We start from the raw sequence: 21,786 nt of genomic DNA, 5'->3' as shown, positions 1-21,786 counted from the left end.
CGATGGACGACATCATCCCAGCCGGCCCATGGCCGCGCAATGCCACGGGGCCGACATGGCGGATATTTGATGATATCGGGACGCGGAGCACGCTTGCGGTTGACTTACGGTTGACATGGGCAAGTCTCCTCGTTTATGAGCCACCCACCGTTCAAAAGGCGCGTCTTCTGGCGCGCCTTAAAAATTCGACCCCGAACCGGGTCCAGACCGACAGGCAAGACCATGAAGATCAAGAATTCGCTCAAGGCGTTGAAGGCGCGTCACCGCGACAACCAGCTGGTTCGCCGCAAGGGCCGCGTTTACATCATCAACAAGGCCGCCCCGCGCTACAAGGCGCGCCAGGGTTGAGTTTTCGGCCGGAGGCTTTTTCGTCTCCGCCCACTGATGCTTGTCGGCCAGCCGACCTTCCCACGCTAAAATCACTTTGATGTTCCGCCGCCCGGGATTAAACTCGGGCGATGCGGATTCTTTTTGTATTCTTGACGACTTTGCTGGTTTCCGGCGTCATCTCCCTGCCGGCCCAAACCGGTGATCGGCCGATCGCGGTGGCGGCCGCGGATGGTCAGCCGGCGCCCGCCGATGCCCAGCCAGCGGCTCCGGACACTCCGGCCACGCCGATGACGAAACAGGCCCGGCTCGACAAATTGTTCTCCGACCTGAAGCGCGAGCGCAACGAAAAGGCCGCCGAGCGCATTGCCGGCAGCATCTGGAACGAATGGTTCCAGTCCGGCAGCGCCTCGATCGACCTGATGATGCAGTGGTCGCAAAAGGCGATGAATGATCAGAAGTTCGACGTCGCGCTCGATTTCCTGGACCAGGTGGTGACCTTGCAGCCTAGCTACGCCGAAGGCTGGAACCGTCGCGCCACCGTGCATTTCATGATGAAGAACTACGGCAAGTCGATGGCCGACATCGACCGCACGCTGCAGCTCGAGCCACGCCATTTTGGCGCGCTGTCGGGCCTGGCCCAGATCATGGCCGAGACCGGCCACAAGCAATCGGCGCTCGAGGCCTGGCAGAAGGTGCTGGCCATCTACCCGATGATGCGCAGCGCCCAGAACCAGGTCGCGACCCTGTCGGAAGAGCTTGCCGGCGAAGGCATTTGATAGATCAGGAATAGCCATTAGGCGCTGGCGCTGGCGCTGGAGCCAGCCCTACTGCCCCACAACTTATCCCCCTCCATTCCCGTATATCCCCGCATGAACCTGATCTATGCCGCGCTCGCCTTCGTGATGGCGCTTGTCCTTGCCCTTGTCGGCGTCACCCGCGCCGGCTCGTGGCTGATCGAGCGCCGCGGTCCATCGGTCGGCGCGTTCGCCGACATCGACGGTGCTCGCATCCACTACGTCCACCTCCCCGCCCCAGCCAGTGCGGATCTGCCGCCGATCGTCTTCATCCATGGCGCCAGCGCCAATTTGAAAGACCAGATGCTGCCCCTCAGGCCGCTGCTTGAAGGCCGCGCCGAAATGCTGTTCTTCGACCGGCCTGGTTTTGGCTGGTCCGGCCGCGGTCCAGGCAACAATGAGGACCCATCGGCGCAAGCCGCAACCATCGCCGCCCTGATGGACCGTCTCGGCATCAAGAAGGCAATCATCGTCGGCCATTCCTTCGGCGGCGTGGTGACGGCGGCTTTCGGCCGCGAGCATGGGGACAAGACGCTCGGGCTGGTCTTCCTGGCGCCGGCGACCCATCCCTGGCCGGGCGGCGCGACGTCCTGGTACTACGACCTGACCACCATTCCGGTGATCGGCCGGCTGTTTTCCGAGACGCTGACCTATCCTGCCGGGACGCTGTGGATGGCGGACGCCACGACCTGCGTCTTCTCACCCAACAAGGTGCCCGACAATTATCTCGCCGCAACCTCGATCCCGCTGGTGCTGAGGCCGTCGGCCTTTCGCGCCAACGCCACCGACGTTGCCGGCCTCTATCGCTATGCGCTCGCCGCCGCACCGCACTACAAAGAGATTACGGCCCCGACCGTGGTCATCTCCGGCGACCGCGACAAGGTCGTCTATGCCCGGATCCACTCCGTCGGCCTGGTGCGCGACATCCCGGGTGCCGAGCTCGTCTGGGTGCATAATCTCGGTCATAAGCCGGACTGGATCGCTTCCGACCTCGTCGTCGGCGCCATCGAGAAAGTCGGCGGCAAGGATATCGATCTGGAAGCAATCGCCAGGACGGTGGAGGCACGGATTGCCGGCGACACGTATGGCACGGGCAAATGCGCCGACATCAAAGAACCTGAAGCGGAGCTCGCGCCGACCTGATGCGTGCCATCCGAAAACGGCCACCGCAGCCCGCCATTGGGATCAGAGCGGCATGTACGTCCTGAAACACGGCATAAAGAGAAATCCGGAAAAGCGATGGGCGCTGCCGGATCGCATCTTCTTCGGTCACGGCGCATGCGCCATTCTCGCCGGCACCTTCCTCAAGCATCCGCCTTTGGAGGGATTTTACGGCGAACGGATCATTCCTGACGAAGGCTTTTCAGGAAACCATATCTATGTGACGAACGGCCTGATCGCTTTCGACTATCATGGCTATTGCGCCCGAGAGCGGTTGCTCGAACACCATGAAAGAAGCTGGGCTTCGCGCAACGCCGGATGGCGTTGCACGATTGCGAAAGTGGATTTCGATCTGCTCGATAAGACCGAACTCAACCGGCGAAAGATGCTCGGCCCGGATCAGTATCTGCATGACCCCATTCCTCGCGCGCGACGGTTCCTCCAGCGAAAAAACCACGCGGAAGCCGCGGTAAGAGCGCTCAGGACTGCAACGACGCTGGGGGCCGACTACCGGCCGGCTGTTTCCGATCCGACATAGGCGATGCGCAGCATGTTGGTCGATCCCGGAGTCCGCAGCGGCACGCCTGCGGTGATGATGACCCGGTCGCCCGGCTTGCCGAAGTCTTCTTCCAGCGCGATGCGGCAGGCGCGGTTGACCATGTCGTCGAGATCGGTGGCGTCGGGCGAGACGACGCAATGCGTGCCCCATAAAAGCGACAACCGTCGCGCCGTGTTGAGGATCGGCGACAACGCGATGATCGGCACCTGGGGACGCTCGCGCGCGGCGCGCAGGCCGGTGGTGCCCGATGCCGTGTAGGTGATGATCGCCGACAGTTTCAGCGTTTCGGCGATTTCGCGGGCGGCCAGCGAAATGGCATCGGCGCCGGTCGCTTCCGGCTCGGAGCGTTGCGCGTTGATAATGCCGGCATACGTCGGATCGGTTTCGACCTTGGCGGCGATGCGGTTCATCATCGCCACCGCCTCGACCGGATAGGCGCCCGCCGCCGATTCCGCCGACAGCATGATCGCGTCGGCGCCTTCGAAGACGGCGATCGAAACGTCGGACACTTCGGCGCGGGTCGGCACAGGGGCGGTGATCATCGATTCCAGCATCTGCGTGGCGACCACCACCGGCTTGCCGGCACGGCGCGCGGCGCGCGTGATCTGCTTCTGGATGCCGGGCACCGCCTCCAACGGCATTTCGACGCCGAGATCGCCGCGGGCGACCATCAGCGCGTCGGACAGTTCGATGATCTCGGCCAGCCGGGCCACGGCCTGCGGTTTTTCGATCTTGGCCATGATCAGCGCCCGGCCACGGGCGATCTTGCGCGCCTCGGCCAGATCTTCCGGCCGCTGCACGAAGGACAGCGCGACCCAGTCGACGCCCGTGGCGAGCACCGCGTCGAGATCCTTGCGGTCCTTCTCGGTCAGCGCGCCGACCGGCAGGTCGGTATCGGGCAGGCTGACGCCCTTCTTGTCGGAAATGGTGGTGCCGGCAATAACGGTGCAGACGATCGACTTGCCGTCGCTCTTTACCGCCTTCAGTTCGAGCTTGCCGTCGTCGATCAGGAGGCGATGGCCAGCCTCGACCGAGCTCAGGATTTCAGGATGCGGCAGGTAGACCCTTGTCGAGGTGCCGGGCTCGGGATTGTCGTCGAGCGTGAAGGTCTGGCCCAGCGTCAAGACTTCCTTGCCATTGGCGAACTTGCCGACGCGCAGCTTCGGGCCCTGCAGGTCGGCCAGGATGCCGATCGGCCTGCCAACTTTTTCCTCGACGGCGCGGATGCGGGCGACCAGCGTGCGCATCAGCTCATGATCGGTATGGCTCATATTGATGCGGAACACATCGGCGCCGGCTTCGAACAGCTTTTTCAGCATCTCCTCGGAGGAAGATGCCGGACCGATTGTGGCTAGGATCTTGACCTTGCGGCTACGTCTCATTGACTATTCGTTCCCGGGGCGGCTGGAGCGCCTCCCGTTGCGGGCTCGTCGGTGAGCTGGACCATCCAGCTTGCCTGCTCGCCCGTGTCATATTCCTGGAATCCAGCGCGCTGGAAGCCCCTGGCGACGCAGTCGCTTACGCCGGCAATCTTGAACTCTTTTTCAGCCACGCACATGTTGATCGGGCCGTCCCAGCGTCCACCGCGCTCGGCGTCTTCTGCATAAAGATAGTAAAACCTTGATGACAGCGGTCCTTCGATCAACGTCTTGCAACTCGATCCCTCGATGTGCCACCAGCCCTCGGTGATCCAGCCGGCCTTGGCCCGATAGCCGATACCGACGCCGACCAGGTTCTGCGTGGCGTTGCAGACGCGAAAGTCGGCGCGCGCCGGTGAAGCTGTGACCATCGCTGACAGTCCCACGGCGAGCGTCAGGAGCGGCATGGCTAAGGCAAAGCGCGCGCGCTGCCCGCCGTCGGAACCCATCCTAAAACCCCTCAAGAACCACATCAGCATCTCTCTGCGCCCCTTTTCGGAAAAGTCCGGGCGCATGTCAACGCGCCGTTTTGACCAATTCCAATCGATTTAGGAAGGCTCCCGGCGCACGACCGTCGCCCCGTGCCAGATTTCCCGGGAAACCTTGGCTAAACAACGGCATTGCGTACACGTCGTCTTCGTGGAATGACGATAGCATCCTCCCCGAAGGCCAGCGAACGACCATTTTCCGCCAATGACCCGATCCACAGTTTTCGCGCCCTTCGACATCGTCGAGGGCGACCGCAAGCGAGGCATCGTGCTTCTGGCCGATCACGCCCGCCGCGACCTGCCGGAAGAATATGGCAGCCTGGGGCTGCCGGCGGCCGAATTCGACCGCCATATCGCCTATGACACTGGCGTCGAAGCGGTGACGCGCGAACTGGCGGCCCTGCTCGATGCGCCGGCGGTGCTCGCCAATTTCTCGCGGCTGCTGATCGACCCCAACCGAGGCGAGGACGATCCAACACTCATTCGCCAGCTTTACGACGGCACCATCATTCCCGGAAATTATCCCCTGGCGCAGGAGGAACGCGAAAGGCGGCTCGATCGCTTCTACCGCCCTTATCACGACGCGGTCGGCGCCATGATTGCGTCAGTCGCGCAGGCTTCAGGGCAAGCGCCTTTCATCTTCTCGGTGCATTCCTTCACCCCTGCCATGCAGGGCAAGCAACGTCCGTGGCATGTCGGTATCCTGTGGGACAAGGACGACCGGGTGGCGCGACCGCTGATCGATATGCTGGCTGAGCACAAACAACTCGTGGTTGGCGATAACGAACCGTATGATGGCGCGTTGCGCGGCGACACCATGTTCAGGCACGCCATCGTCAATGGCTATGCCCACGCGCTGATCGAAATCCGCCAGGATCTGATAGCGGACCAGAAGGGCATTGTCGCCTGGGCCGGGCGGCTCGCACCGATCGTTGACGCGATCGACCGCCGTCCCGATATACATGCGGTAAAGATGTTCGGCTCGCGCACCGGGCCGCTATGACGGAGGTTTCGATGACCGAACTCAGCAACGAACAGAAGCGCGACTTCGAGGCCGCCGCCTTTCGGCGACTGGTCGAGCATTTGCGTGAACGGGGCGACGTGCAGAACATCGATCTGATGAACCTCGCCGGCTTCTGCCGCAACTGCCTGTCGAACTGGTACCGCGAAGCAGCCAATGCCGAAGGCGTCGAGCTCGGCAAAGAGCAATCGCGCGAGATCGTCTACGGCATGCCCTATGCGCAATGGCAGGCGCTCAACCAGATAGAGGCTTCGGACGCCAAGAAGGCGGAATTCGAAGCACGGCGCCCCAAGGATCACTGAGCCCGTTTAGCCCAAATGCTTTCCCACAACAGCGCTTGACTGAAAATTGAATCGATCTAATTTGCCGCGCAAAGCCATTTTCTGACCGGATTCGTGCCATGAACGCTTCGAACGCCATGCAGACTGCCATTCGTGGGCGATGGGCCGTGGCGGCCATTTTCCTCGCCAATGGTTTCCTGACCGGCAGCTGGGCGCCGCAGATTCCTGTCTTCCTGACCCGGCTGGACATCTCGAAATTCACGCTCGGCCTGCTGATCCTTTTGTTCGGCGCCGGCGCGGTCACCGCCATGACATGGTGCGGCCACCTGATCTCCAAACACGGCTCGCGCACCGTGCTGCGCTGGTTCGGCCTGTGCGGCAGCCTCGGCCTGCTGGTCGTGGCGCTGGCACCCGACGTGCCGCTGGCGGCCATCGCCATGTTCATATTCGGCGGCTCGATCGGCGGCATGGATGTCGCCATGAATGCCAATGCGGTGGTGGTGGAACGGCGGCTGGGGCGTGCCATCATGTCCTCGTCGCACGGCTTCTGGAGCCTCGGCGGTTTCGCCGGCGGCGCCCTCGGCGGCTTCGCCATCCAGACCTATGGCCACCTCGCCCATGCCGCGGTGGTGACCGTGCTTGCCTTCGCGGCAATCGCGGCGGCGGTGCCCCACATCGTGGCCGAAAACAAACCGCAGGCGGTCGAGCATCATAAATTCGCTCTGCCGGCAAACCCATTGGTCTACCTCATCGGCCTGATGGCCCTGTTGACGATGATTTCAGAGGGCGCGGTGCTCGATTGGGCGGCGCTGTATCTGCGGCAGGAACTCGGCGCCGACCTCGCCGTCGCCGGTCTTGCCTATGCCGCCTTCTCCGGCGTCATGGCGATCATGCGCTTTTTCGGCGATGGCGTCCGCAACCGCTTCGGCGCAGTGATGACACTGCGCGGTTCGGCCATCGTCGCGGCCGCCGGCATGCTGATCGCCGGCCTGTCGCCTTCGCCTTGGCTCGCCATATCAGCCTTTGCGCTTTGCGGCTTCGGCATCGCCAACATGGTGCCGATCATCTTTTCCGCCGGCGGCAACCAGGAGGGCATGTCCTCGGGCACCGGCATGAGCGTCGTCACCACCATGGGCTATTCCGGCATTCTGGTGGCGCCGTCGGCGATCGGCTTCGTCGCCGAGCATTCCAGCTTCGGCCCGATCTTCATCGCCATGTCGGCTCTGCTGATCGTCGTCTTGCTGATGGCCGGATTGGCTCACCGCGCCGAATTCGCTCCGGATGCCGCCCCCGCCGAATAACGTTTCAATTCCTCGTGGAGAAAATCCGCCACGCGCCGGATGCGCACGCTGGTGCGCACGTCGCGATGCATGGCCAGCCATACCGGCAGGGCAGGCAAGGGCAGGCCGGGCAACACTTTTTCGACCAGCGGATCGCGGTCTGCCAGCGGCTCCTGGCCAAGACCAATGCCGTTTCCCGCCCGCACCGCTTCCCAGAGCACGATCTGACTGTCGGCCCTGAAACGAAAGCTGTTTCGGGTGACCGGGATGCCATACTGGGAAAAAGCTCGGATCATTTCGTCGCTGCGATCGAAGCCGATCAGGGCGTGATTGACGAGGTCGGCCGGCCCCAGCGGGCGCCCGCGCCTATCGAGATAGGATATGGCCGCGCAGGCGCAGAGTGCGATATCGCAGACCTTGCGCGCCACCAGTTCGTTCTGCGCCGGCTTGACCATGCGGATGGCAATGTCGGCATCCCGGCGCAGCAGGTTCTCGACCTGGTTCGAGGCAACGATCTCGACCTCGATGCCGGGCTCATCGATGCCGAGCCGCGCCATCATGTCGGGCAGCACATAGGCCGCTACCACCTCACTGGCCGCGATGCGCACAGTGCCTTCGATCGCCTCGACCGAACCCAGCGCGAGCCGTGAAAAGGCGCTTGCCTGCTCGCTCACCGTCTTGCCGCGCTCGAACAGCGTGGCTCCCGCTTCGGTCAGCGCATAGCCGCTTCGCCCGCGCCGGAAAAGCGTGACGCCGAGCGCCTGTTCCAACTCCCCGATGTGACGGCCAAGCGTCGGCTGGCTTGCCGACAGCTTTCGCGCCGCGGCCGACAGGCTGCCGGTTTCCGCCACGGTGACAAAGCTCTTGATCAGGTTCCAGTCAATGTCGTCCATTCAATAATGAATATCAAACCTGCATTCGTAGTCAATTTTAATTCATCGATGAAGCAATCATATTCACCCTGCAAACACCGATACCGACTGCAACAACCAATCAGGAGTAATCCAATGACCAAGATCGCAATCGCAACCGCCGCCCTCTTCATCGCCGCCAACACGGCTTTCGCCGGCAGCGACAAGTTCGGCTCGGACAATGCCAGCCAGCCAACCGTCGTCACCACCGACAATGTGACCACCACGTCGATCAGCAAGTCCGAGGCGACCAATCAGAAGCCAGCCGTCCAGGGCAGCAACCGCGACCTCTTCGGCAGCCGCTGAACGGCGGCCCTCGAAAATCCAGAAGCGGCGGGCTTGTCCCGTCGCTTCTAGGCAAACCCGGCACTTGAAAACGAATAAGGAGACGAAGAATGACCAAGATCGCAATTCTCGGCGCCAATGGCCGGCTCGGTCGCGTGGTTGCCAAGGCCTTCATGGACGCCGGCTTCGACGTCCGCGCCGTCACCCGTACCGGCATGGTGCCGGCCGAGCTTGAGGGCGCCACGGCGGTTGCCGGCGATGCGCTGGACCGTCAATCGCTGATCCAGGCCACCGAGGGTGTCGACATCATCTTCAACGGCCTCAACCCGATCTACACCGACTGGGGCAAATGCCTGCCAATGGCCGAAAATGTCATGGCCGCCTGCCATGCCAACGATGCGCAGCATCTCTTCCCCGGCACCGTCTACAATTACGGCTCGCCCATGCCGGCGGTGATCACGGAAGACACGCCGTTCCATCCGACGACCGAGAAGGGCCGCATCCGCTGTGCCATGGAGGATCTGTTCCGCCGTGAGGCCGAGGCCAGACGGGTGCGCACCATTGTTCTGCGGGCCGGCGATTTCTTCGGCGGCACCGGCAGCGGCTCCTGGTTTGACCTGATCGTCGCCGCCAAGATCAACAAGGGCATCTACACCGCGCCCGGTCCGGCCGACCTCGTGCATGAATGGGCCTATTTGCCGGATTTCGCCGTCGGTTTCGTCGCGCTGGCCCGCAATCTCGACAAGCTCGGCTTCTATGAGGCGCTGAACTTTCCAGGCCATGCCGTCACCGATCTCGAGATCAAGGTGGCCGCCGAGAACGCCATCGGCCATCAACTCAAGATGACTTCCATGCCTTGGTGGGTGCTGCGCGCCGGCAGCCCGTTCGTGGCGATGTGGCGAGAGATCGTCTCGATGTCATACCTGCGCTTCGAGCCGCACCGGCTGGCCTCGACGCGGCTGGCAGGCATCATCGGCGAAATCCCGCATACGCCGCTCGATCAGGCGGTGAACAAAGCCTTGCAGGATATCGGCATCGCCGTCGCGCCCACCCGTCGCCAGGCCGCCTGATCGAGCTTGCTGGCAGGTGAGAACGGCTGCGCTCGGTAAGGTCCGGCGGCGAAATCGTTGCCGGTCAGATCCTGCCCAGCACAAGCAGGATCAGCACCACGACCAGGATGACGCCGACAATGCCCGATGGTCCGTAGCCCCAGGAGCGCGAATGCGGCCATGCCGGCACAGCGCCGATCAGGATCAGGATCAGGATGATAACGAGAAGTGTGCTGATCGTCATTTTGAGCCCTCGCCGTCTGGTTGCATTCGAGGGAACAATGCAAAAGGCCGCCCGGTTGTTCCCGGACGGCCTTTGTTGCTTGGCCTGCGAAACGCTCTATTCCGCCGCCTTCGGGAAGCTGACTGCCGGCTCGGCGCCGACATCTGCCAGAGGCCCTTGGGAGGAGATCTCGCCCTTGCCGCGCCGGAAGAGACGGCTGATTAAGCCGCGTCGCGCGCCGGGTTTGATCTTGGCGCGGGTGAACACCATCAGCATCGACGGCGTCACGACCAGCGTCAGAATGGTGGCGAAGGACAGGCCGAAGACGATCGCCGAGGACAGCGAAATCCACCATTGCGTCGACGGCGCATTGATCGTCGTCTCGTGATGGAAGATTTCGAGCCCAAGGCCGAAGGCGATCGGCAGCACGCCGAGAATCGCCGACACCGCCGTCAGCACAACCGGTCGCGCACGCTCGCGGCAGGTCTGCAGCACCGCGTCCATCTTGTCCCAGCCCTCCTCACGCAACCGGTCGTAGGTGTCGATCAACACGATGTTGTTGTTCACCACCACGCCGGCCAGCGCGATGACGCCAATGCCCGACATGACGATGCCGAACGTCTCGCCCGTGATCAGCAGTCCAAGGAACACGCCGATTGTCGCCATGACCACGCAGGACAGCACCAGCCATACGCTGGTAAACTTGTTGAACTGCGCCAGCAGCACCAAGAAGATCAGGAAGATCGCCGCGCCGAAGGCCTTGCCGAGGAAGGCGCTGGCTTCCGCGCTGTCCTCATTCGATCCGGCGAGCTTCCAGCGTATTCCGCTGCCCAGATTCATATCGGTGACGGCCTGAGTGACCTGCTGCTGGACTGCCGCGACCTGTTGGCCGGCGGCAACATTGGCCTGCACCACCACGGTTCGGGCACCGTCGATGCGGTTGAGGATGCCGACCGTCGGCTCGGGTTTGCGCACGACGAAGTTTGAGATCGGCACCGACCCTTGCGAGGTCTGCACCCTGAGCTCGTCCAGCGTCGACAGCGTGCGCCGGTCTTCCGGAAGACGCAGGCGGATGTCGACGGCGTCATCGGCACCAGCAGGCCGGTATTCGGAGAGCTTCAGTCCGTTCGTCACCAGCTGCACCACGGTGCCGACCGAAGTCGGGCTGATGCCGTATTGCGCGGCCTTGGCGCGGTCGACCTCGAGAGCCCAGTCGACGCCGGGCGGCGGCAGGCCATCGGAAATATCGATGACGCCCGGCACCTTGGCGATACGCGCCGCGACGGCGCGCGCCTTGTCGTCGAGGCCGGCTGGATCGACGGCCGATAGCCTGATCTGGATCGGTTTGCCGGTCGGCGGACCGGCTTCCGGCACGCGCACCTCCACGTCGACCCCGGGAATGCCGGCCATCACGCCGCGCAGATCGCTTAGGATCTGGTTGGCGGACTTGCGTTCGCGCCAGTCGATGAATTCGTACTGGATGACGCCGACGACGTCCTCGGGCACGTCCTGGCCGCCGCCCTGCGTCTTGCCGACGCGGGTGTAGACCGACTTCACGCCAGGCCACCCGAGCAACCGGCTCTCGGCGATCTTGGTCGCCGTATCCATTTCGGCCAGCGAAAGGTTGCCGCGGGCATGCACGTAAAGCAGGCCGTAGTCAGGTTCGACGCTCGGGAAAAACTCGACGCCGGCACCGTACTTTGAATAGCCAACGAAAATACCGGTCAGCAAGACGACGGTGAGCACCATCACGGTGATGGGAAAGCGCACCGCCTGCTTGACGACAGCCATGTACCAGCCGTCGCGATTGCCATCCTCGTGATGCTGCGGCGCCTTGGCGAATATAGCGCCCAGCGTCGGCGCGAAGACCAGCGCATAGAGCATCGAGGCCGACAGCGTGACGATCAGCGTGATCGGCATGTACTTCATGAAATCGCCGATGATGCCGGGCCAGAACAACAGCGGCGAGAAGGCGGCGATACGCGTCATCGTCGCGGCGATGACCGGGCCGGCCATGCGCTTGGCGGCAAGCGCGAAGGCTTCCTGCTTCGGCATGCCTTCGCTCATCCTTCGTTCGGCGAACTCGGTGACGATGATGGCGTCGTCGACCAGCATGCCGACCGCCAGGATGAGGCTGAACAGCACGATCATGTTGATCGTGTAGCCCATCATGGCAAGCAGCAGGATACCGATTAGGAAGGACGACGGAATGGCCAGGCCAATCAGCAGCGAGGCACGGCCGGACAGCGCGTAGAGGATGACGATGAACACCAGGATGACAGCGATCATCACATGGTTCTGCAAGTCCCCCAGCAGCTGGTTGACGAAGACCGACTTGTCCTGCGTGTAGGTGACGTGCATGCCCTCGGGCATGGTCTTGACGAAGGCATCCGACACCTCCCTGACCTTGGTCAGCGTATCGATCAGATTGGCGCCGATGCGCTTTTTGACTTCGATGGCGATGGCCGGCTTGCCGTTGAGGCGCGTGATTGTCGTCGCGTCGGCGAAGGTCGAGCGTATCGTCGCGATGTCCTTGGCCTGCACCACGGCATTGGGCCCGGCGACCACGGGAAGTGCCGCCACATCCTCGGGTGTCTCGATCAGCGACGGCACCTTGACGGCATATTTGCCTTCCGAGCCCTCGATGTTGCCGGCGGCGACCAGGCTGTTGGAAGCACCGACCGCGCCGATCAGCTGGTCGAGCTGCAGGCCATAGGACGACAGCTTCATCGGATCGATGACGACCTCGACCAGATCGTCGCGCGAGCCCTGCAACGAGCCTTCGAGCACGCCGGGCACTTCCTCGATGCGATCACGCAGTTCGCGCGCCGCGGCAGCCAGCACGCGTTCGGGCAATTCGCCGGACAGCGTGACGACGAGCACCGGAAATTCGGAAATGTTGACCTCCGTGACGACAGGCTCCTCGGCCGCCTGCGGCAGGTCCGCCTTGCCGTCCTGCACCTTGGAGCGTGTGTCCTGCAGTGCCGTCGCCAGGTTCGTCTGCGGCTGGAACTCGACCAGAACGTAGCCGCCGCCCTGGAAGGCGGCCGAGCGCATCTCCTTGAGGCCCTTCAGGCTTTTCAACTTGCTTTCCATCGGCCGCAGCAGAAGACGCTCGGAATCCTCCGGCGAAATGCCTTGATAGACCAGGCTGACATACATCATCGGAATCGGAACATCGGGTTCCGCTTCCTTCGGTGTCGACTGATAGGCGACCCAGCCTGCAATCAGCAGGAAGACCAGGACCGAGATGGTCAGGCGGGCATTGTTGATTGCGAGTCTGACGATATCCATGACTTATGCCTGTTGCTTTCGGGAGTGGCGAACGGACTGACGTCGCCGGGCAGGGCCCGGCGCCGGCGTCGCTGCGCTACTGCGTCCCGGCGGTGGCTTCGCCGATCAGCTTGTTGATGGTCGCCTGGTCCGCCTCGACCGGCTTGACCTCGTCGCCTTCCTTCACCAGTTCCTGGCCGGCAACGATGATGCGCGCATCGGCCGGGATGCCCCCAAGCACGAGACCGGTCGGCGTATCGTCGACCAGATCGATCGGGAAGAACGCCACCTTGTTGTCCTTTCCGACGGCGCGGATGCCGAGGTCGCCCTTGTCGCCGAGCGTCACCACCGAGCGCGGCAAAAGCACCGCGTCGGTCGGCAGCGCGCTGAGCTGGATTTCGGCCGTCATGCCGGCCGGCACCGAGCCATTGGCATTGGGGATGGCAATCTCGACACGGAAGGTGCGGGTCGCCGACGAGGCGTCGCGGCTGATATAGCGCACGGTGCCTTCGACGGTCTGGCCGCTGACCAGCCGAACGCTGGCCTTGTCGCCGATCTTGAGATAGCCGAGGTCGCGCTCGCTGATTTCGCCGCGCGCGATCACCGGATCGAGCTTGAGGATCGTCGCCACCTCGCCGCCCTGCATGACGGAGCTGCCGAGTTCCACCGGCACCCGGTCGATGACGCCGTCGAACGGCGCCTTCACTTCGTTGCGGTCGAGCTCGGCCTGTGCGGTGTCCAGCTGCGATTGCGCCTGGGTCAGGTTGGAGCGGGCGGTGTCGAGCTGCAGCTTCGGCAAATTGCCTGTCTTGGCCAGACGCTCGGCGGCGTCGAGTTCGGCCTTGCGCTGCGCCACAAGCTGCTTGGCGTTGTCGACCATCGAGATCTTTTCCTCGGCGGCGAGCATCAGCACCAGGTCGCCGGTCTTGACGTGGTCGCCCTGCTTGACCGGCAGCTTGTCGATGACGCCGGCGACGCGGGTTGCCAGCACCGCGCGCTTGTCGGCTTCGGTCAGCCCGGAAATGCGGATGGCGCGCGCATAGGTCTTTCGCGGCGGCGTCACCACAGCGACGGTACGCAGCGGGGCCTTCGGTTCGGCTTCCGCCGTCTTCGGCTTGCTCGCGTCCGGCGTCTTGCCCTGCTCGGCTTCGGCTGCCTTGGCCTTGTTCGCCGCCACGCTGCCGACCGACGAGAACTCGCCTGTCGCCATCCACGCCGCGAAACCGATGAGCACAACAATGGCTGCAAGCTTGTGAAACCTGATTTTAGGCATCGTCATTTTTCCACTGCGGGTTCGGCCAGCACCGCGTCTGATGACGCGTGCGCGTCGCCGATATGGGTGCGCGCTCGACCGTGTTCAAATTGCCGTGATCGGCGAGCGCGCTTCTACATCAAAGTTGCATCGCAATATAGCCCCAAAGTTGCAGCAGCATTGCGTAGCCGAACAAGGTGTGGCCGCCATGAAACGGTACTTCGTCACTTGCCAGGCTACTTGGTGAAGCCGGCCGCCGGCTCACAATCCGGCTCTGAAACATCGTCCACCGGAGACCAGCGCGGCTCGCCACAGGCCCGTCCGGCCGTCTCCGAAATATAGCCGCGATCCGCATTGCGTCGCCGATCGAAGTGCAGGCACAAACCGACGATCCGCGTCAGTGTGATCGGCGAGAGGCAATGGTCGAGACACCATAACACTCGACTAAAGGGCTGGAATTGTTCGAAAAAAGGCACGGCAACCTTTCAGGTCAGGCTTGCCGCCGCCAAGGCCCCGAGGTCGAACCTGATGCTGAAAAACTCAACGCGCCCGCATTCTTACGCCTTGGACCATCGCGTCGCGATACGCGCGACATAGGGCTCGGCACGAGACAGGTGCGGGAACACCGGGTGTGTTTCGTCCCATTCGCAATTCGGGTCGAGCATTGCGCCCGATCCCTTCGGACGTCTTCCGCCCGGCGTCATCTGACCGTTGGTGGCAACAGGCGTCAGCATGATGACGGCTCTTCCGCACGCCAAGGTTGCTGTCACGCCAGCAGCGCTGGACTACGCGCTGCTGCGGAGACCCCGCCATGCCGCCGGCGGGCTCAGGCCCGACGGCGCTCTGCCTCCGGATTCTTGCGAACGGCGAGAAACTCCTTCACGCGACGGCCCGGTGCTGGACCGCGGACCGGCTTGAAACCGTCGTCGAGTTCGCCCGAGAGATCGAGCGTGGCATGCTTGCCGACGGCAGCGTAATTCTCTTCAAGCCAGTCGCTGGCGGCGGTGCGGCCGAGGTCGCGCAGATAGGTCAGGAAGGCCCATTCGGCATTGACCTTCGAGGATGCCGACAGGCCCTTGAACGCCTCGTCGGCATCGATGCGGTGCATGCGGATGTCCCGGTATTCGCCATGCGGCAGACGCCCGGCGGCGATCAGTTCCTTGACGAAGGCGATCGAGCGGAATTCGCGCAGCAGCCCGGCATTGAAGGTGATCTCGTCGATGCGGTTCTGGATCTCGTTGGCGCTTCTCGGTGTTCCCTCGCGCACCACCGGGTTGATCTGCACCAGAAGCACGTCCTCGGTCGCCGCCGTCTTGAAGAATGGATAGAGCGCCGGATTGCCGCCATAGCCACCATCCCAATAGGGCACGCCCTTGATCTCGACAGCACGGAACAGTTGCGGCAGGCAGGCCGAGGCCATCACTGTGTCGAGATCGATCTCGCCGTCGGAAAACACTCGCAACTGCCCTGTCTCGACATTGGTGGCGGAGATGAACAGTTCCATCGGCTTGCAGGCATGGACATTCCCGAAATCGATCTCCCGCGCGACGACGTCGCGCAGCGGATTGAGGCCGAGCGGGTTGGCGACATAGGGCGAGAATACCCGCGACATGGTGTCGAAGAAGACATAGCCCGGCGTGTTCTCGATCGACCAATTGCCCCAGGCGACATCCCACGGCATGCGTTGCACCGGGCTGAACCGTCCCTTCGCCGCCACCGCGCGCCAGAAATCGTCCAGCTTCTTGCGCGCGCCCTCGACCCCGCCTCTGACAAAACCGTCAGCCAGCGCCACCGCGTTCATCGCGCCGGCACTGGTACCGGACACCGCCGATATCTCCAGCCTGCCATCCTCCAGCAGCCGATCGAGCACGCCCCAGGAAAAGGCGCCATGCGAGCCGCCGCCCTGGAGAGCGATATTGATCTTCTTCTTTTCCTCCGCCTTGCCGTTCTTCGTCATGGCGTTCCTGTCATCCTGATTCGCCGGCCTGCCCCGACATCGTTCGAAGGAAGCAGCTATCGCCAGCTTATGTTGCAGTGCAGCATATAAGAATGGACCAAGGCAAGAACACGAACACGCTCGCGTGATCACATGAAATTTCGGTCATGCGAAAGCCAATCGCTGCATGCGGAGAGACCGCGGCTTTCGAAACAGGCATGAAGCCAGGCAAATGGGCGCTAGGCGACGAGGTCCGGCACAGGCCCGATATAGCGTGACTGCGGACGGATCAGCCGTCCGGTGGTCTGCTGCTCGCGCGCGTGCGCGACCCAGCCGGCAACGCGCCCGGCTGCGAAGACATTGCTGAACGCCTCGGGCGGAAACCCTGCCGCTTCCAGCACCAGTGCGGTGTAGAATTCGACATTGGTCTGCAGCGAACGCTGCGGCTTGGCGACCCGGAGCACGTCGAGCGCGGTTTGCTCGACCGTCTCGGCGAAAGCCAGCCGCCTGCCGGTGTCGCCCTCACCGCCAAGCTTGCGCACCACCGCTTTCAGGACATCGGCACGCGGATCGCGCACGCGGTAGATGCGGTGACCGAAGCCCATGATGCGTTCGCCATGCGCGATCTCGTCGCGCAGCCAGGTGGCCGCATCGCCATGCGCGGCGATGGCGTCGAGCATCTCGATGACCGGGCCGGGCGCGCCGCCATGCAGCGGCCCCTTGAGCGCGCCAAGCCCGGCCAGCACCGACGGTGTCAGGCCGGCCTGGGTCGAGGCGACGACGCGGGTGGCGAAGGTCGAGGCATTGAGGCCGTGATCGCAAACGGTCACCAGATACGTGTCGAGCGCGTTTGCCAATGCCGGCGACGGGGCCGATCCCCTGAGCATCCGCAACATGTCGGTGGCATGATCCGCCTTGCCGTCGGGTGCGATCGGCTGCTCGCCGCGCCGCAGGCGCAGCAAGGCCGGCGTCAGCACCGCCGGCGCAGCGATCAGCCGCAAGGCGTCCGCCAGCGTTTCGCCATCCGGCAGCAAGGCGATGCCGGCGCGCATGGCGCTGTAGATTTCGAGCGGCGCCAGCAGGCGCAGCGAAGGCGCGAGCCGGTCGAAGACCTCGGTGCGTGCCCCGCCCAACCTTGCCGCCAGTTCGGCGTCACCGGGCAGATCGTCGAAGAAGCCGTCCAGCAGCAGGCGGACGACCCGGGCGTAACTCCATCGTCCAGCCAAGTCCCCAAGCGAATGGCCTCGGATCGTCAGGCGGCCGCCCAGGCCATCCACGTCGGACAGCACGGTTTCGGCCGCCACCACCTCATCGAGCCCGTTCGCCATGGCCTTGTCTCCTTGAAGCTTTTCCTGGTGGGAGATAAGGATGGGCGCCATAAGCATCAATCTTGATCAATAGAATCAATATCCGAGCTCGATATGTCCGAATGGTTGTCGCGGGAAGAGGCGCTGGAAAGGCTCCGGGTGAGGCCGCAGACGCTCTATGCCTATGTCAGCCGCGGCCGCATCGGCATGCGCCCGGATCGGGCCGATCCGCGCCGCAGCCAGTACCGCGCCGACGACATCGCGGCGCTGGCAACGCGAAGGGCGCGCGGGCGCAGCCCCTCGGCCATTGCCGAAAGCGCGATCGCCTGGGGCGAGCCGTCGCTCGTCACCGCGATCTCGACCGTCTGGCACGGCAACCTCATCTATCGGGGCCGGGATGCCGTTGCGCTGTCCGACCATGCCACGCTGGAAGAAACCGCTGGACTGCTCTGGGCTCTGTCCGGCCCGGTCCATTTCGAAGCATCACCACCAGATGCGCCGCGCCCGACCGGCCGCGCCCAGGCGTTCGTGCAACTCGCTTTGCTTGCCGGCCAGGCGCGGTCTTCGCTTGGACGAAATGCTGCCTCGCTGTGCACTGATGCCGCACGCGCGATCGGTGTGCTGGCCAGCGCCCTCGGTGCCGAGGCGGGGCCGGAACCGGTGCACCAGCGATTGGCGCGGGGCTGGTCGGTGGACGATGAAGGCGCGGATGCGATCCGGCGTGCGCTTGTGCTGCTTGCCGATCACGAACTCAACGCGTCGACCTTCGCGGCCCGCGTCGCCGCCTCGACCGGAGCCTCGCCCGCCGCTTGTCTGCTGGCCGGCCTGACGACACTGTCAGGTCCCCGCCACGGCGGCGCCGGCGAAGCCGTGATGCAACTCGCCGAAGACGCGGGACGGCATGGTGCCGATGCCGCGATCCGGCACTGGCTTGGCCACGACCGGCCACTGCCGGGATTCGGCCACCAGCTCTATCCCGAGGGCGATCCCCGGGCCACGGCGCTTCTGGCGGCCTTCGACAACACCGATGAAACATTGCGGTCGCTGGAAACCGCCGCCATGGCGGCGACCGGCGCCCAACCGAATATCGATTTTGCCCTGGCCGTGCTGGCGCGCAGCCTTGGCTTGCCGCGCGATGCACCGTTCCACCTCTTCGCGCTTGGACGCAGCGTCGGCTGGGCGGCACATCTGGTCGAACAGATCGTGACCGGCAGCATCATCCGGCCGCGCGGCCGCTATGAGGGATTGCTGCCGTAAATCGCGTGAGCGCTATGCGCTCACGACATCGTATCGAGCTTGCGCTGCATGGCCGCGATCTGGTCCTTCAACTGCTGCAGATCGTCGGACTTCTCCGGCGCTTCCTTCCTGGCCGGCTCGGCGGGGGCCGCTGCCGGTGCCGAGCCGGCGGGCGGAAAAGGCGTGAACAGCCGCATCGCGTTCTGGAACATTTCCATGTTTCGGCGCGTCTGTTCTTCCAGCGCCTTGATCGGCGTCGCCATCTTCATCACGTCCAGTGGCGACTTGCCGATGGCGCCCTTCATCTGCTCGCGGAACCGCTCTTGTTCCTTGGAGAAGGCGATCATCGATTGCTCGAGGAAACTCGGCACGATCATCTGCATCTGGTCGCCGTAGAAGGCGATCAGCTGGCGCAGGAACGGGATCGGCAGCATGTTCTGCCCGTCCTTGTTCTCCAGCTCGAAGATGATCTGGGTCAGCACCGGATGCGTGATGTCGTCGCCGGTCTTGGCGTCCTGGACGGTGAACTCCTCGCCCTTCTTGACCATCTCGGCCAGATCCTCGAGCGTCACATACGTACTCGTCCCCGTATTATAGAGGCGGCGATTGGCGTATTTCTTGATAATGATAGGGTCGTCTTTTGCGGCCATCTGCATCCTCCCCGGATCCCGGCACGCCTGAGTAAGCAGCCGGTAACGATTGCGCCCTTTTTGAGGATATGCGCAAAAGCCCTACAATTCCAAGCAGTTTGTGCACTGCGGGATCATATAATGCTGCATAGCAGGCAAAATATGCTGCGCGGCAGCGACCGGACCGCCGACACCACGATGCGCGGCCCGCTTGCGGCGCATCGGCGCCATGCCGATTTCCGGTTTGACTTGGGGGTGGGAAAGGGCAAAAAAGTCCTCAACGGCACAACAACACCCTTGAAGTCTGGAGAAGAAAATGTCCGCTTCCATTGTCATTGCCAGCGCCGCGCGCACGGCTGTAGGCTCCTTCAACGGCGCCTTCGCCGCCACGCCCGCGCATGAGCTCGGCGCCGTCGTCGTGCAGGAACTTTTGGCGCGTGCCGGGGTCGAACCGGCCGAGATCGACGAGGTCATCCTCGGCCAGGTGCTGACCGCGGCGCAAGGCCAGAACCCGGCCCGCCAGGCCTCGATCCTTGCCGGACTGCCCAAGGAGACCACCGCCTGGGGCCTCAACCAGGTTTGCGGTTCGGGCCTGCGCGCCATCGCGCTCGGCATGCAGCAGATCGCCACCGGCGACGCCAAGGTAATCATTGCCGGCGGCCAGGAATCGATGTCGCTGTCGCCGCACGCCGAGCACCTGCGCGCCGGCGTCAAGATGGGCGACTACAAGATGATCGACACCATGATCAAGGACGGGCTGTGGGACGCCTTCAATGGCTACCACATGGGCAACACCGCCGAGAACGTCGCCCGCCAGTTCCAGATCACCCGCGACGACCAGGACCAGTTCGCACTGGCCTCCCAGAACAAGGCCGAGGCCGCGCAGAAGGCGGGCAAGTTCAAGGACGAGATCGTCGCCTTCACCATCAAGGGCAAGAAGGGCGATACGGTTGTCGATCAGGACGAATACATCCGCCACGGCGCCACGATCGATGCCATGACCAAGCTGAAGCCGGCCTTCGACAAGGATGGCACGGTGACCGCCGCCAATGCCTCCGGCATCAATGACGGTGCCGCCGGCGCGCTGCTGATGAGCGAAGCGGAAGCCGCAAGGCGTGGCATCACCCCGCTGGCGCGCATCGCCTCCTGGGCGACCGCCGGCGTCGATCCGGCGATCATGGGCACCGGACCCATTCCCGCTTCACGCAAGGCCTTGGAACGGGCCGGTTGGTCGGCAGGGGATCTCGACCTTGTCGAGGCCAATGAGGCGTTCGCCGCACAGGCCTGCGCCGTCAACAAGGACATGGGCTGGGATCCCTCGATCGTCAACGTCAATGGCGGCGCCATCGCCATCGGCCACCCGATCGGCGCCTCGGGCGCCCGCATCTTCAACACGCTGGTCTTCGAAATGCGCCGACGCGGCGCCAAGAAGGGGCTGGCCACCCTATGCATCGGCGGCGGCATGGGCGTCGCCATGTGCGTGGAGGCTTTCTGATAGACTTTGGACGGGCGGCGCAAGCCGCCCGTTTCACATGTGGTGCCTGTCGTAAATCCAGTGCCTGCCAAGCCCGACAACAGGGCGATTTCAAAAGGGGAAATGCATGACCAAGGTTGCAATCGTCACGGGTGGATCGCGTGGCATCGGCGCGGCGATCTCGATCGCTTTGAAGAACGCCGGCTATTCGGTTGCCGCGAACTACGCCGGCAATGACGAGGCGGCGGCGAAGTTCAAGGCGCAGACCGGCATTCCGGTCTACAAATGGTCGGTCGCCGACTATGACGCTTGCGCGGCCGGTATCAAACAAGTCGAGGCCGACCTCGGCCCTGTCTCGGTGCTGGTCAACAATGCCGGCATCACCCGCGACGCCATGTTCCACAAGATCACCCGCGAGCAGTGGAAAGAGGTGATCGATACCAATCTGTCCGGTGTCTTCAACATGACCCATCCGTTGTGGGGCGGCATGCGCGACCGCAAGTTCGGCCGCGTCATCACCATCTCCTCGATCAACGGCCAGAAGGGCCAGGCCGGTCAGGTCAATTACTCCGCCGCCAAGGCCGGCGACATCGGCTTCTCGAAGGCGCTCGCCCAGGAAGGCGCCCGCGCGGGCATCACCGTCAACGTCATCTGCCCTGGCTACATCGCTACCGAGATGGTCAAGGCAATCGACGAAAAGGTGCTCAACGAGCGCATCATCCCGCAAATCCCCGTGGGCCGCCTTGGCGAACCGGAAGAGATCGCGCGCTGCGTGGTCTTCCTCGCTTCGCAAGATGCCGGCTTCATCACCGGCTCGACCCTCACCGCCAATGGCGGCCAGTACTTCGTCTGAGACGTCTGCTCGCGCAGTCCAACGCT

Annotated in this window: 23 protein-coding genes; 12 read left to right on the top strand and 11 right to left on the bottom strand. The window is 63.7% G+C overall.

The window, feature by feature from the left end:
• Positions 1–222: 222 nt before the first annotated feature.
• The 4 genes from ykgO to FJW04_RS04650 all read left to right on the top strand — a co-directional run bounded on the left by ykgO (position 223) and on the right by FJW04_RS04650 (position 2,823).
• Entirely contained in the window at positions 223–348 is a 126-nt protein-coding gene (ykgO, locus tag FJW04_RS04665) for a type B 50S ribosomal protein L36 (protein ID WP_112619114.1), read from the top strand.
• Positions 349–458: 110 nt separating this feature from the next.
• Positions 459–1,106 (top strand): hypothetical protein, encoded by a 648-nt coding sequence (locus FJW04_RS04660; RefSeq protein WP_140712649.1) that lies wholly within the window; start codon positions 459–461, stop codon positions 1,104–1,106.
• 93 nt (positions 1,107–1,199) lie between these two features.
• A complete protein-coding gene (locus tag FJW04_RS04655; RefSeq protein ID WP_140712647.1) occupies positions 1,200–2,267 on the top strand; it encodes an alpha/beta hydrolase in 1,068 nt (355 codons plus the stop codon).
• Positions 2,268–2,319: 52 nt separating this feature from the next.
• On the top strand, positions 2,320–2,823 hold the full coding sequence (locus FJW04_RS04650; RefSeq protein ID WP_140616892.1) for a hypothetical protein: 504 nt from the start codon (positions 2,320–2,322) through the stop codon (positions 2,821–2,823).
• On the opposite strand, the gene pyk is transcribed toward FJW04_RS04650, so the two are convergent.
• Complete coding sequence (gene pyk, locus FJW04_RS04645) at positions 2,793–4,226, bottom strand: pyruvate kinase (RefSeq protein ID WP_023773940.1); 1,434 nt, start codon at positions 4,224–4,226, stop codon at positions 2,793–2,795. The two genes, FJW04_RS04650 and pyk, sit on opposite strands and share 31 nt — an antisense overlap.
• Positions 4,223–4,669 carry a DUF1036 domain-containing protein gene (locus tag FJW04_RS04640; protein ID WP_174361986.1) on the bottom strand — a complete coding sequence of 149 codons (447 nt, stop codon included), beginning with the start codon at positions 4,667–4,669 and terminating at the stop codon, positions 4,223–4,225. Before FJW04_RS04640 ends, pyk begins: the two co-directional genes overlap by 4 nt.
• Positions 4,670–4,955: 286 nt before the next feature.
• Here FJW04_RS04640 and FJW04_RS04635 point away from each other — a divergent pair, with 286 nt between their 5' ends.
• From FJW04_RS04635 to FJW04_RS04625, 3 genes are all read left to right on the top strand, one after another.
• The gene (locus FJW04_RS04635) at positions 4,956–5,753 is read left to right on the top strand and encodes an N-formylglutamate amidohydrolase (RefSeq protein ID WP_140712645.1); all 798 of its coding nucleotides are present in this window, start codon (positions 4,956–4,958) and stop codon (positions 5,751–5,753) included.
• A gap of 11 nt (positions 5,754–5,764) precedes the next feature.
• The gene (locus FJW04_RS04630) at positions 5,765–6,073 is read left to right on the top strand and encodes a DUF1244 domain-containing protein (RefSeq protein ID WP_015315317.1); all 309 of its coding nucleotides are present in this window, start codon (positions 5,765–5,767) and stop codon (positions 6,071–6,073) included.
• A gap of 98 nt (positions 6,074–6,171) precedes the next feature.
• On the top strand, positions 6,172–7,353 hold the full coding sequence (locus FJW04_RS04625; RefSeq protein WP_015315316.1) for an MFS transporter: 1,182 nt from the start codon (positions 6,172–6,174) through the stop codon (positions 7,351–7,353).
• Here FJW04_RS04625 and FJW04_RS04620 read toward each other — a convergent pair.
• Positions 7,311–8,225, bottom strand: coding sequence for a LysR family transcriptional regulator (locus tag FJW04_RS04620; RefSeq protein WP_140712643.1), 915 nt, complete (start codon positions 8,223–8,225; stop codon positions 7,311–7,313). The two genes, FJW04_RS04625 and FJW04_RS04620, sit on opposite strands and share 43 nt — an antisense overlap.
• A 114-nt stretch (positions 8,226–8,339) precedes the next feature.
• Between FJW04_RS04620 and FJW04_RS04615 the strand changes: the two genes are divergently transcribed.
• The gene (locus FJW04_RS04615) at positions 8,340–8,549 is read left to right on the top strand and encodes a DUF680 domain-containing protein (RefSeq protein WP_140712641.1); all 210 of its coding nucleotides are present in this window, start codon (positions 8,340–8,342) and stop codon (positions 8,547–8,549) included.
• Between the two features lie 89 nt (positions 8,550–8,638).
• A complete protein-coding gene (locus FJW04_RS04610; RefSeq protein ID WP_140712639.1) occupies positions 8,639–9,598 on the top strand; it encodes an SDR family oxidoreductase in 960 nt (319 codons plus the stop codon).
• A 64-nt stretch (positions 9,599–9,662) separates the two neighbouring features.
• Here the strand turns inward: FJW04_RS04610 and FJW04_RS04605 are convergent, their stop codons facing one another.
• The 6 genes from FJW04_RS04605 to FJW04_RS04585 form a co-directional block, all read right to left on the bottom strand.
• Entirely contained in the window at positions 9,663–9,821 is a 159-nt protein-coding gene (locus FJW04_RS04605) for a DUF3309 family protein (protein WP_015315312.1), read from the bottom strand.
• 96 nt (positions 9,822–9,917) lie between these two features.
• Complete coding sequence (locus tag FJW04_RS04600; protein WP_140712637.1) at positions 9,918–13,094, bottom strand: efflux RND transporter permease subunit; 3,177 nt, start codon at positions 13,092–13,094, stop codon at positions 9,918–9,920.
• A gap of 76 nt (positions 13,095–13,170) precedes the next feature.
• Positions 13,171–14,346 carry an efflux RND transporter periplasmic adaptor subunit gene (locus tag FJW04_RS04595; protein WP_140712634.1) on the bottom strand — a complete coding sequence of 392 codons (1,176 nt, stop codon included), beginning with the start codon at positions 14,344–14,346 and terminating at the stop codon, positions 13,171–13,173.
• Between the two features lie 536 nt (positions 14,347–14,882).
• Positions 14,883–15,059 (bottom strand): hypothetical protein, encoded by a 177-nt coding sequence (locus tag FJW04_RS29875; protein WP_181171150.1) that lies wholly within the window; start codon positions 15,057–15,059, stop codon positions 14,883–14,885.
• A gap of 92 nt (positions 15,060–15,151) precedes the next feature.
• On the bottom strand, positions 15,152–16,282 hold the full coding sequence (locus FJW04_RS04590) for a patatin-like phospholipase family protein (RefSeq protein WP_140616664.1): 1,131 nt from the start codon (positions 16,280–16,282) through the stop codon (positions 15,152–15,154).
• A gap of 218 nt (positions 16,283–16,500) precedes the next feature.
• Positions 16,501–17,589, bottom strand: a complete 1,089-nt coding sequence (locus tag FJW04_RS04585; RefSeq protein ID WP_140712632.1) for a citrate synthase/methylcitrate synthase — start codon at positions 17,587–17,589, stop codon at positions 16,501–16,503.
• Between the two features lie 93 nt (positions 17,590–17,682).
• Here FJW04_RS04585 and FJW04_RS04580 point away from each other — a divergent pair, with 93 nt between their 5' ends.
• Entirely contained in the window at positions 17,683–18,825 is a 1,143-nt protein-coding gene (locus FJW04_RS04580; protein ID WP_140712630.1) for a citrate synthase, read from the top strand.
• 20 nt (positions 18,826–18,845) lie between these two features.
• Here the strand turns inward: FJW04_RS04580 and phaR are convergent, their stop codons facing one another.
• Complete coding sequence (gene phaR / locus FJW04_RS04575) at positions 18,846–19,454, bottom strand: polyhydroxyalkanoate synthesis repressor PhaR (RefSeq protein ID WP_015315307.1); 609 nt, start codon at positions 19,452–19,454, stop codon at positions 18,846–18,848.
• An 81-nt stretch (positions 19,455–19,535) separates the two neighbouring features.
• The gene (locus FJW04_RS04570) at positions 19,536–19,763 is read right to left on the bottom strand and encodes a hypothetical protein (RefSeq protein ID WP_140616661.1); all 228 of its coding nucleotides are present in this window, start codon (positions 19,761–19,763) and stop codon (positions 19,536–19,538) included.
• Between FJW04_RS04570 and FJW04_RS04565 the strand changes: the two genes are divergently transcribed.
• Together FJW04_RS04565 and phbB are read left to right on the top strand one after the other, a co-directional pair.
• The gene (locus FJW04_RS04565; protein WP_015315306.1) at positions 19,750–20,928 is read left to right on the top strand and encodes an acetyl-CoA C-acetyltransferase; all 1,179 of its coding nucleotides are present in this window, start codon (positions 19,750–19,752) and stop codon (positions 20,926–20,928) included. The two genes, FJW04_RS04570 and FJW04_RS04565, sit on opposite strands and share 14 nt — an antisense overlap.
• A gap of 106 nt (positions 20,929–21,034) precedes the next feature.
• Positions 21,035–21,760 (top strand): acetoacetyl-CoA reductase, encoded by a 726-nt coding sequence (gene phbB, locus FJW04_RS04560; protein WP_015315305.1) that lies wholly within the window; start codon positions 21,035–21,037, stop codon positions 21,758–21,760.
• The last annotated feature ends 26 nt before the right edge of the window (positions 21,761–21,786 follow it).

The sequence above is a fragment of the Mesorhizobium sp. B2-7-3 genome, assembly GCF_006440715.1.
Classification (GTDB): domain Bacteria; phylum Pseudomonadota; class Alphaproteobacteria; order Rhizobiales; family Rhizobiaceae; genus Mesorhizobium; species Mesorhizobium australicum.
The sequence above is the reverse complement of the archived record's forward strand: the minus strand, read 5'-3'. Positions and strand labels throughout refer to the sequence as shown.

What these genes read in the sequence shown, in the direction of transcription:
- ykgO (WP_112619114.1), top strand. Translation starts at nt 223, where the DNA reads ATGAAGATCAAGAATTCGCTCAAGGCGTTGAAGGCGCGTCACCGCGAC.
- FJW04_RS04660 (WP_140712649.1), top strand. Translation starts at nt 459, where the DNA reads ATGCGGATTCTTTTTGTATTCTTGACGACTTTGCTGGTTTCCGGCGTC.
- FJW04_RS04655 (WP_140712647.1), top strand. Translation starts at nt 1,200, where the DNA reads ATGAACCTGATCTATGCCGCGCTCGCCTTCGTGATGGCGCTTGTCCTT.
- FJW04_RS04650 (WP_140616892.1), top strand. Translation starts at nt 2,320, where the DNA reads ATGTACGTCCTGAAACACGGCATAAAGAGAAATCCGGAAAAGCGATGG.
- pyk (WP_023773940.1), bottom strand. Translation starts at nt 4,226, where the DNA reads ATGAGACGTAGCCGCAAGGTCAAGATCCTAGCCACAATCGGTCCGGCA.
- FJW04_RS04640 (WP_174361986.1), bottom strand. Translation starts at nt 4,669, where the DNA reads ATGCCGCTCCTGACGCTCGCCGTGGGACTGTCAGCGATGGTCACAGCT.
- FJW04_RS04635 (WP_140712645.1), top strand. Translation starts at nt 4,956, where the DNA reads ATGACCCGATCCACAGTTTTCGCGCCCTTCGACATCGTCGAGGGCGAC.
- FJW04_RS04630 (WP_015315317.1), top strand. Translation starts at nt 5,765, where the DNA reads ATGACCGAACTCAGCAACGAACAGAAGCGCGACTTCGAGGCCGCCGCC.
- FJW04_RS04625 (WP_015315316.1), top strand. Translation starts at nt 6,172, where the DNA reads ATGAACGCTTCGAACGCCATGCAGACTGCCATTCGTGGGCGATGGGCC.
- FJW04_RS04620 (WP_140712643.1), bottom strand. Translation starts at nt 8,225, where the DNA reads ATGGACGACATTGACTGGAACCTGATCAAGAGCTTTGTCACCGTGGCG.
- FJW04_RS04615 (WP_140712641.1), top strand. Translation starts at nt 8,340, where the DNA reads ATGACCAAGATCGCAATCGCAACCGCCGCCCTCTTCATCGCCGCCAAC.
- FJW04_RS04610 (WP_140712639.1), top strand. Translation starts at nt 8,639, where the DNA reads ATGACCAAGATCGCAATTCTCGGCGCCAATGGCCGGCTCGGTCGCGTG.
- FJW04_RS04605 (WP_015315312.1), bottom strand. Translation starts at nt 9,821, where the DNA reads ATGACGATCAGCACACTTCTCGTTATCATCCTGATCCTGATCCTGATC.
- FJW04_RS04600 (WP_140712637.1), bottom strand. Translation starts at nt 13,094, where the DNA reads ATGGATATCGTCAGACTCGCAATCAACAATGCCCGCCTGACCATCTCG.
- FJW04_RS04595 (WP_140712634.1), bottom strand. Translation starts at nt 14,346, where the DNA reads ATGCCTAAAATCAGGTTTCACAAGCTTGCAGCCATTGTTGTGCTCATC.
- FJW04_RS29875 (WP_181171150.1), bottom strand. Translation starts at nt 15,059, where the DNA reads ATGCTGACGCCTGTTGCCACCAACGGTCAGATGACGCCGGGCGGAAGA.
- FJW04_RS04590 (WP_140616664.1), bottom strand. Translation starts at nt 16,282, where the DNA reads ATGACGAAGAACGGCAAGGCGGAGGAAAAGAAGAAGATCAATATCGCT.
- FJW04_RS04585 (WP_140712632.1), bottom strand. Translation starts at nt 17,589, where the DNA reads ATGGCGAACGGGCTCGATGAGGTGGTGGCGGCCGAAACCGTGCTGTCC.
- FJW04_RS04580 (WP_140712630.1), top strand. Translation starts at nt 17,683, where the DNA reads ATGTCCGAATGGTTGTCGCGGGAAGAGGCGCTGGAAAGGCTCCGGGTG.
- phaR (WP_015315307.1), bottom strand. Translation starts at nt 19,454, where the DNA reads ATGGCCGCAAAAGACGACCCTATCATTATCAAGAAATACGCCAATCGC.
- FJW04_RS04565 (WP_015315306.1), top strand. Translation starts at nt 19,750, where the DNA reads ATGTCCGCTTCCATTGTCATTGCCAGCGCCGCGCGCACGGCTGTAGGC.
- FJW04_RS04570 (WP_140616661.1), bottom strand. Translation starts at nt 19,763, where the DNA reads ATGGAAGCGGACATTTTCTTCTCCAGACTTCAAGGGTGTTGTTGTGCC.
- phbB (WP_015315305.1), top strand. Translation starts at nt 21,035, where the DNA reads ATGACCAAGGTTGCAATCGTCACGGGTGGATCGCGTGGCATCGGCGCG.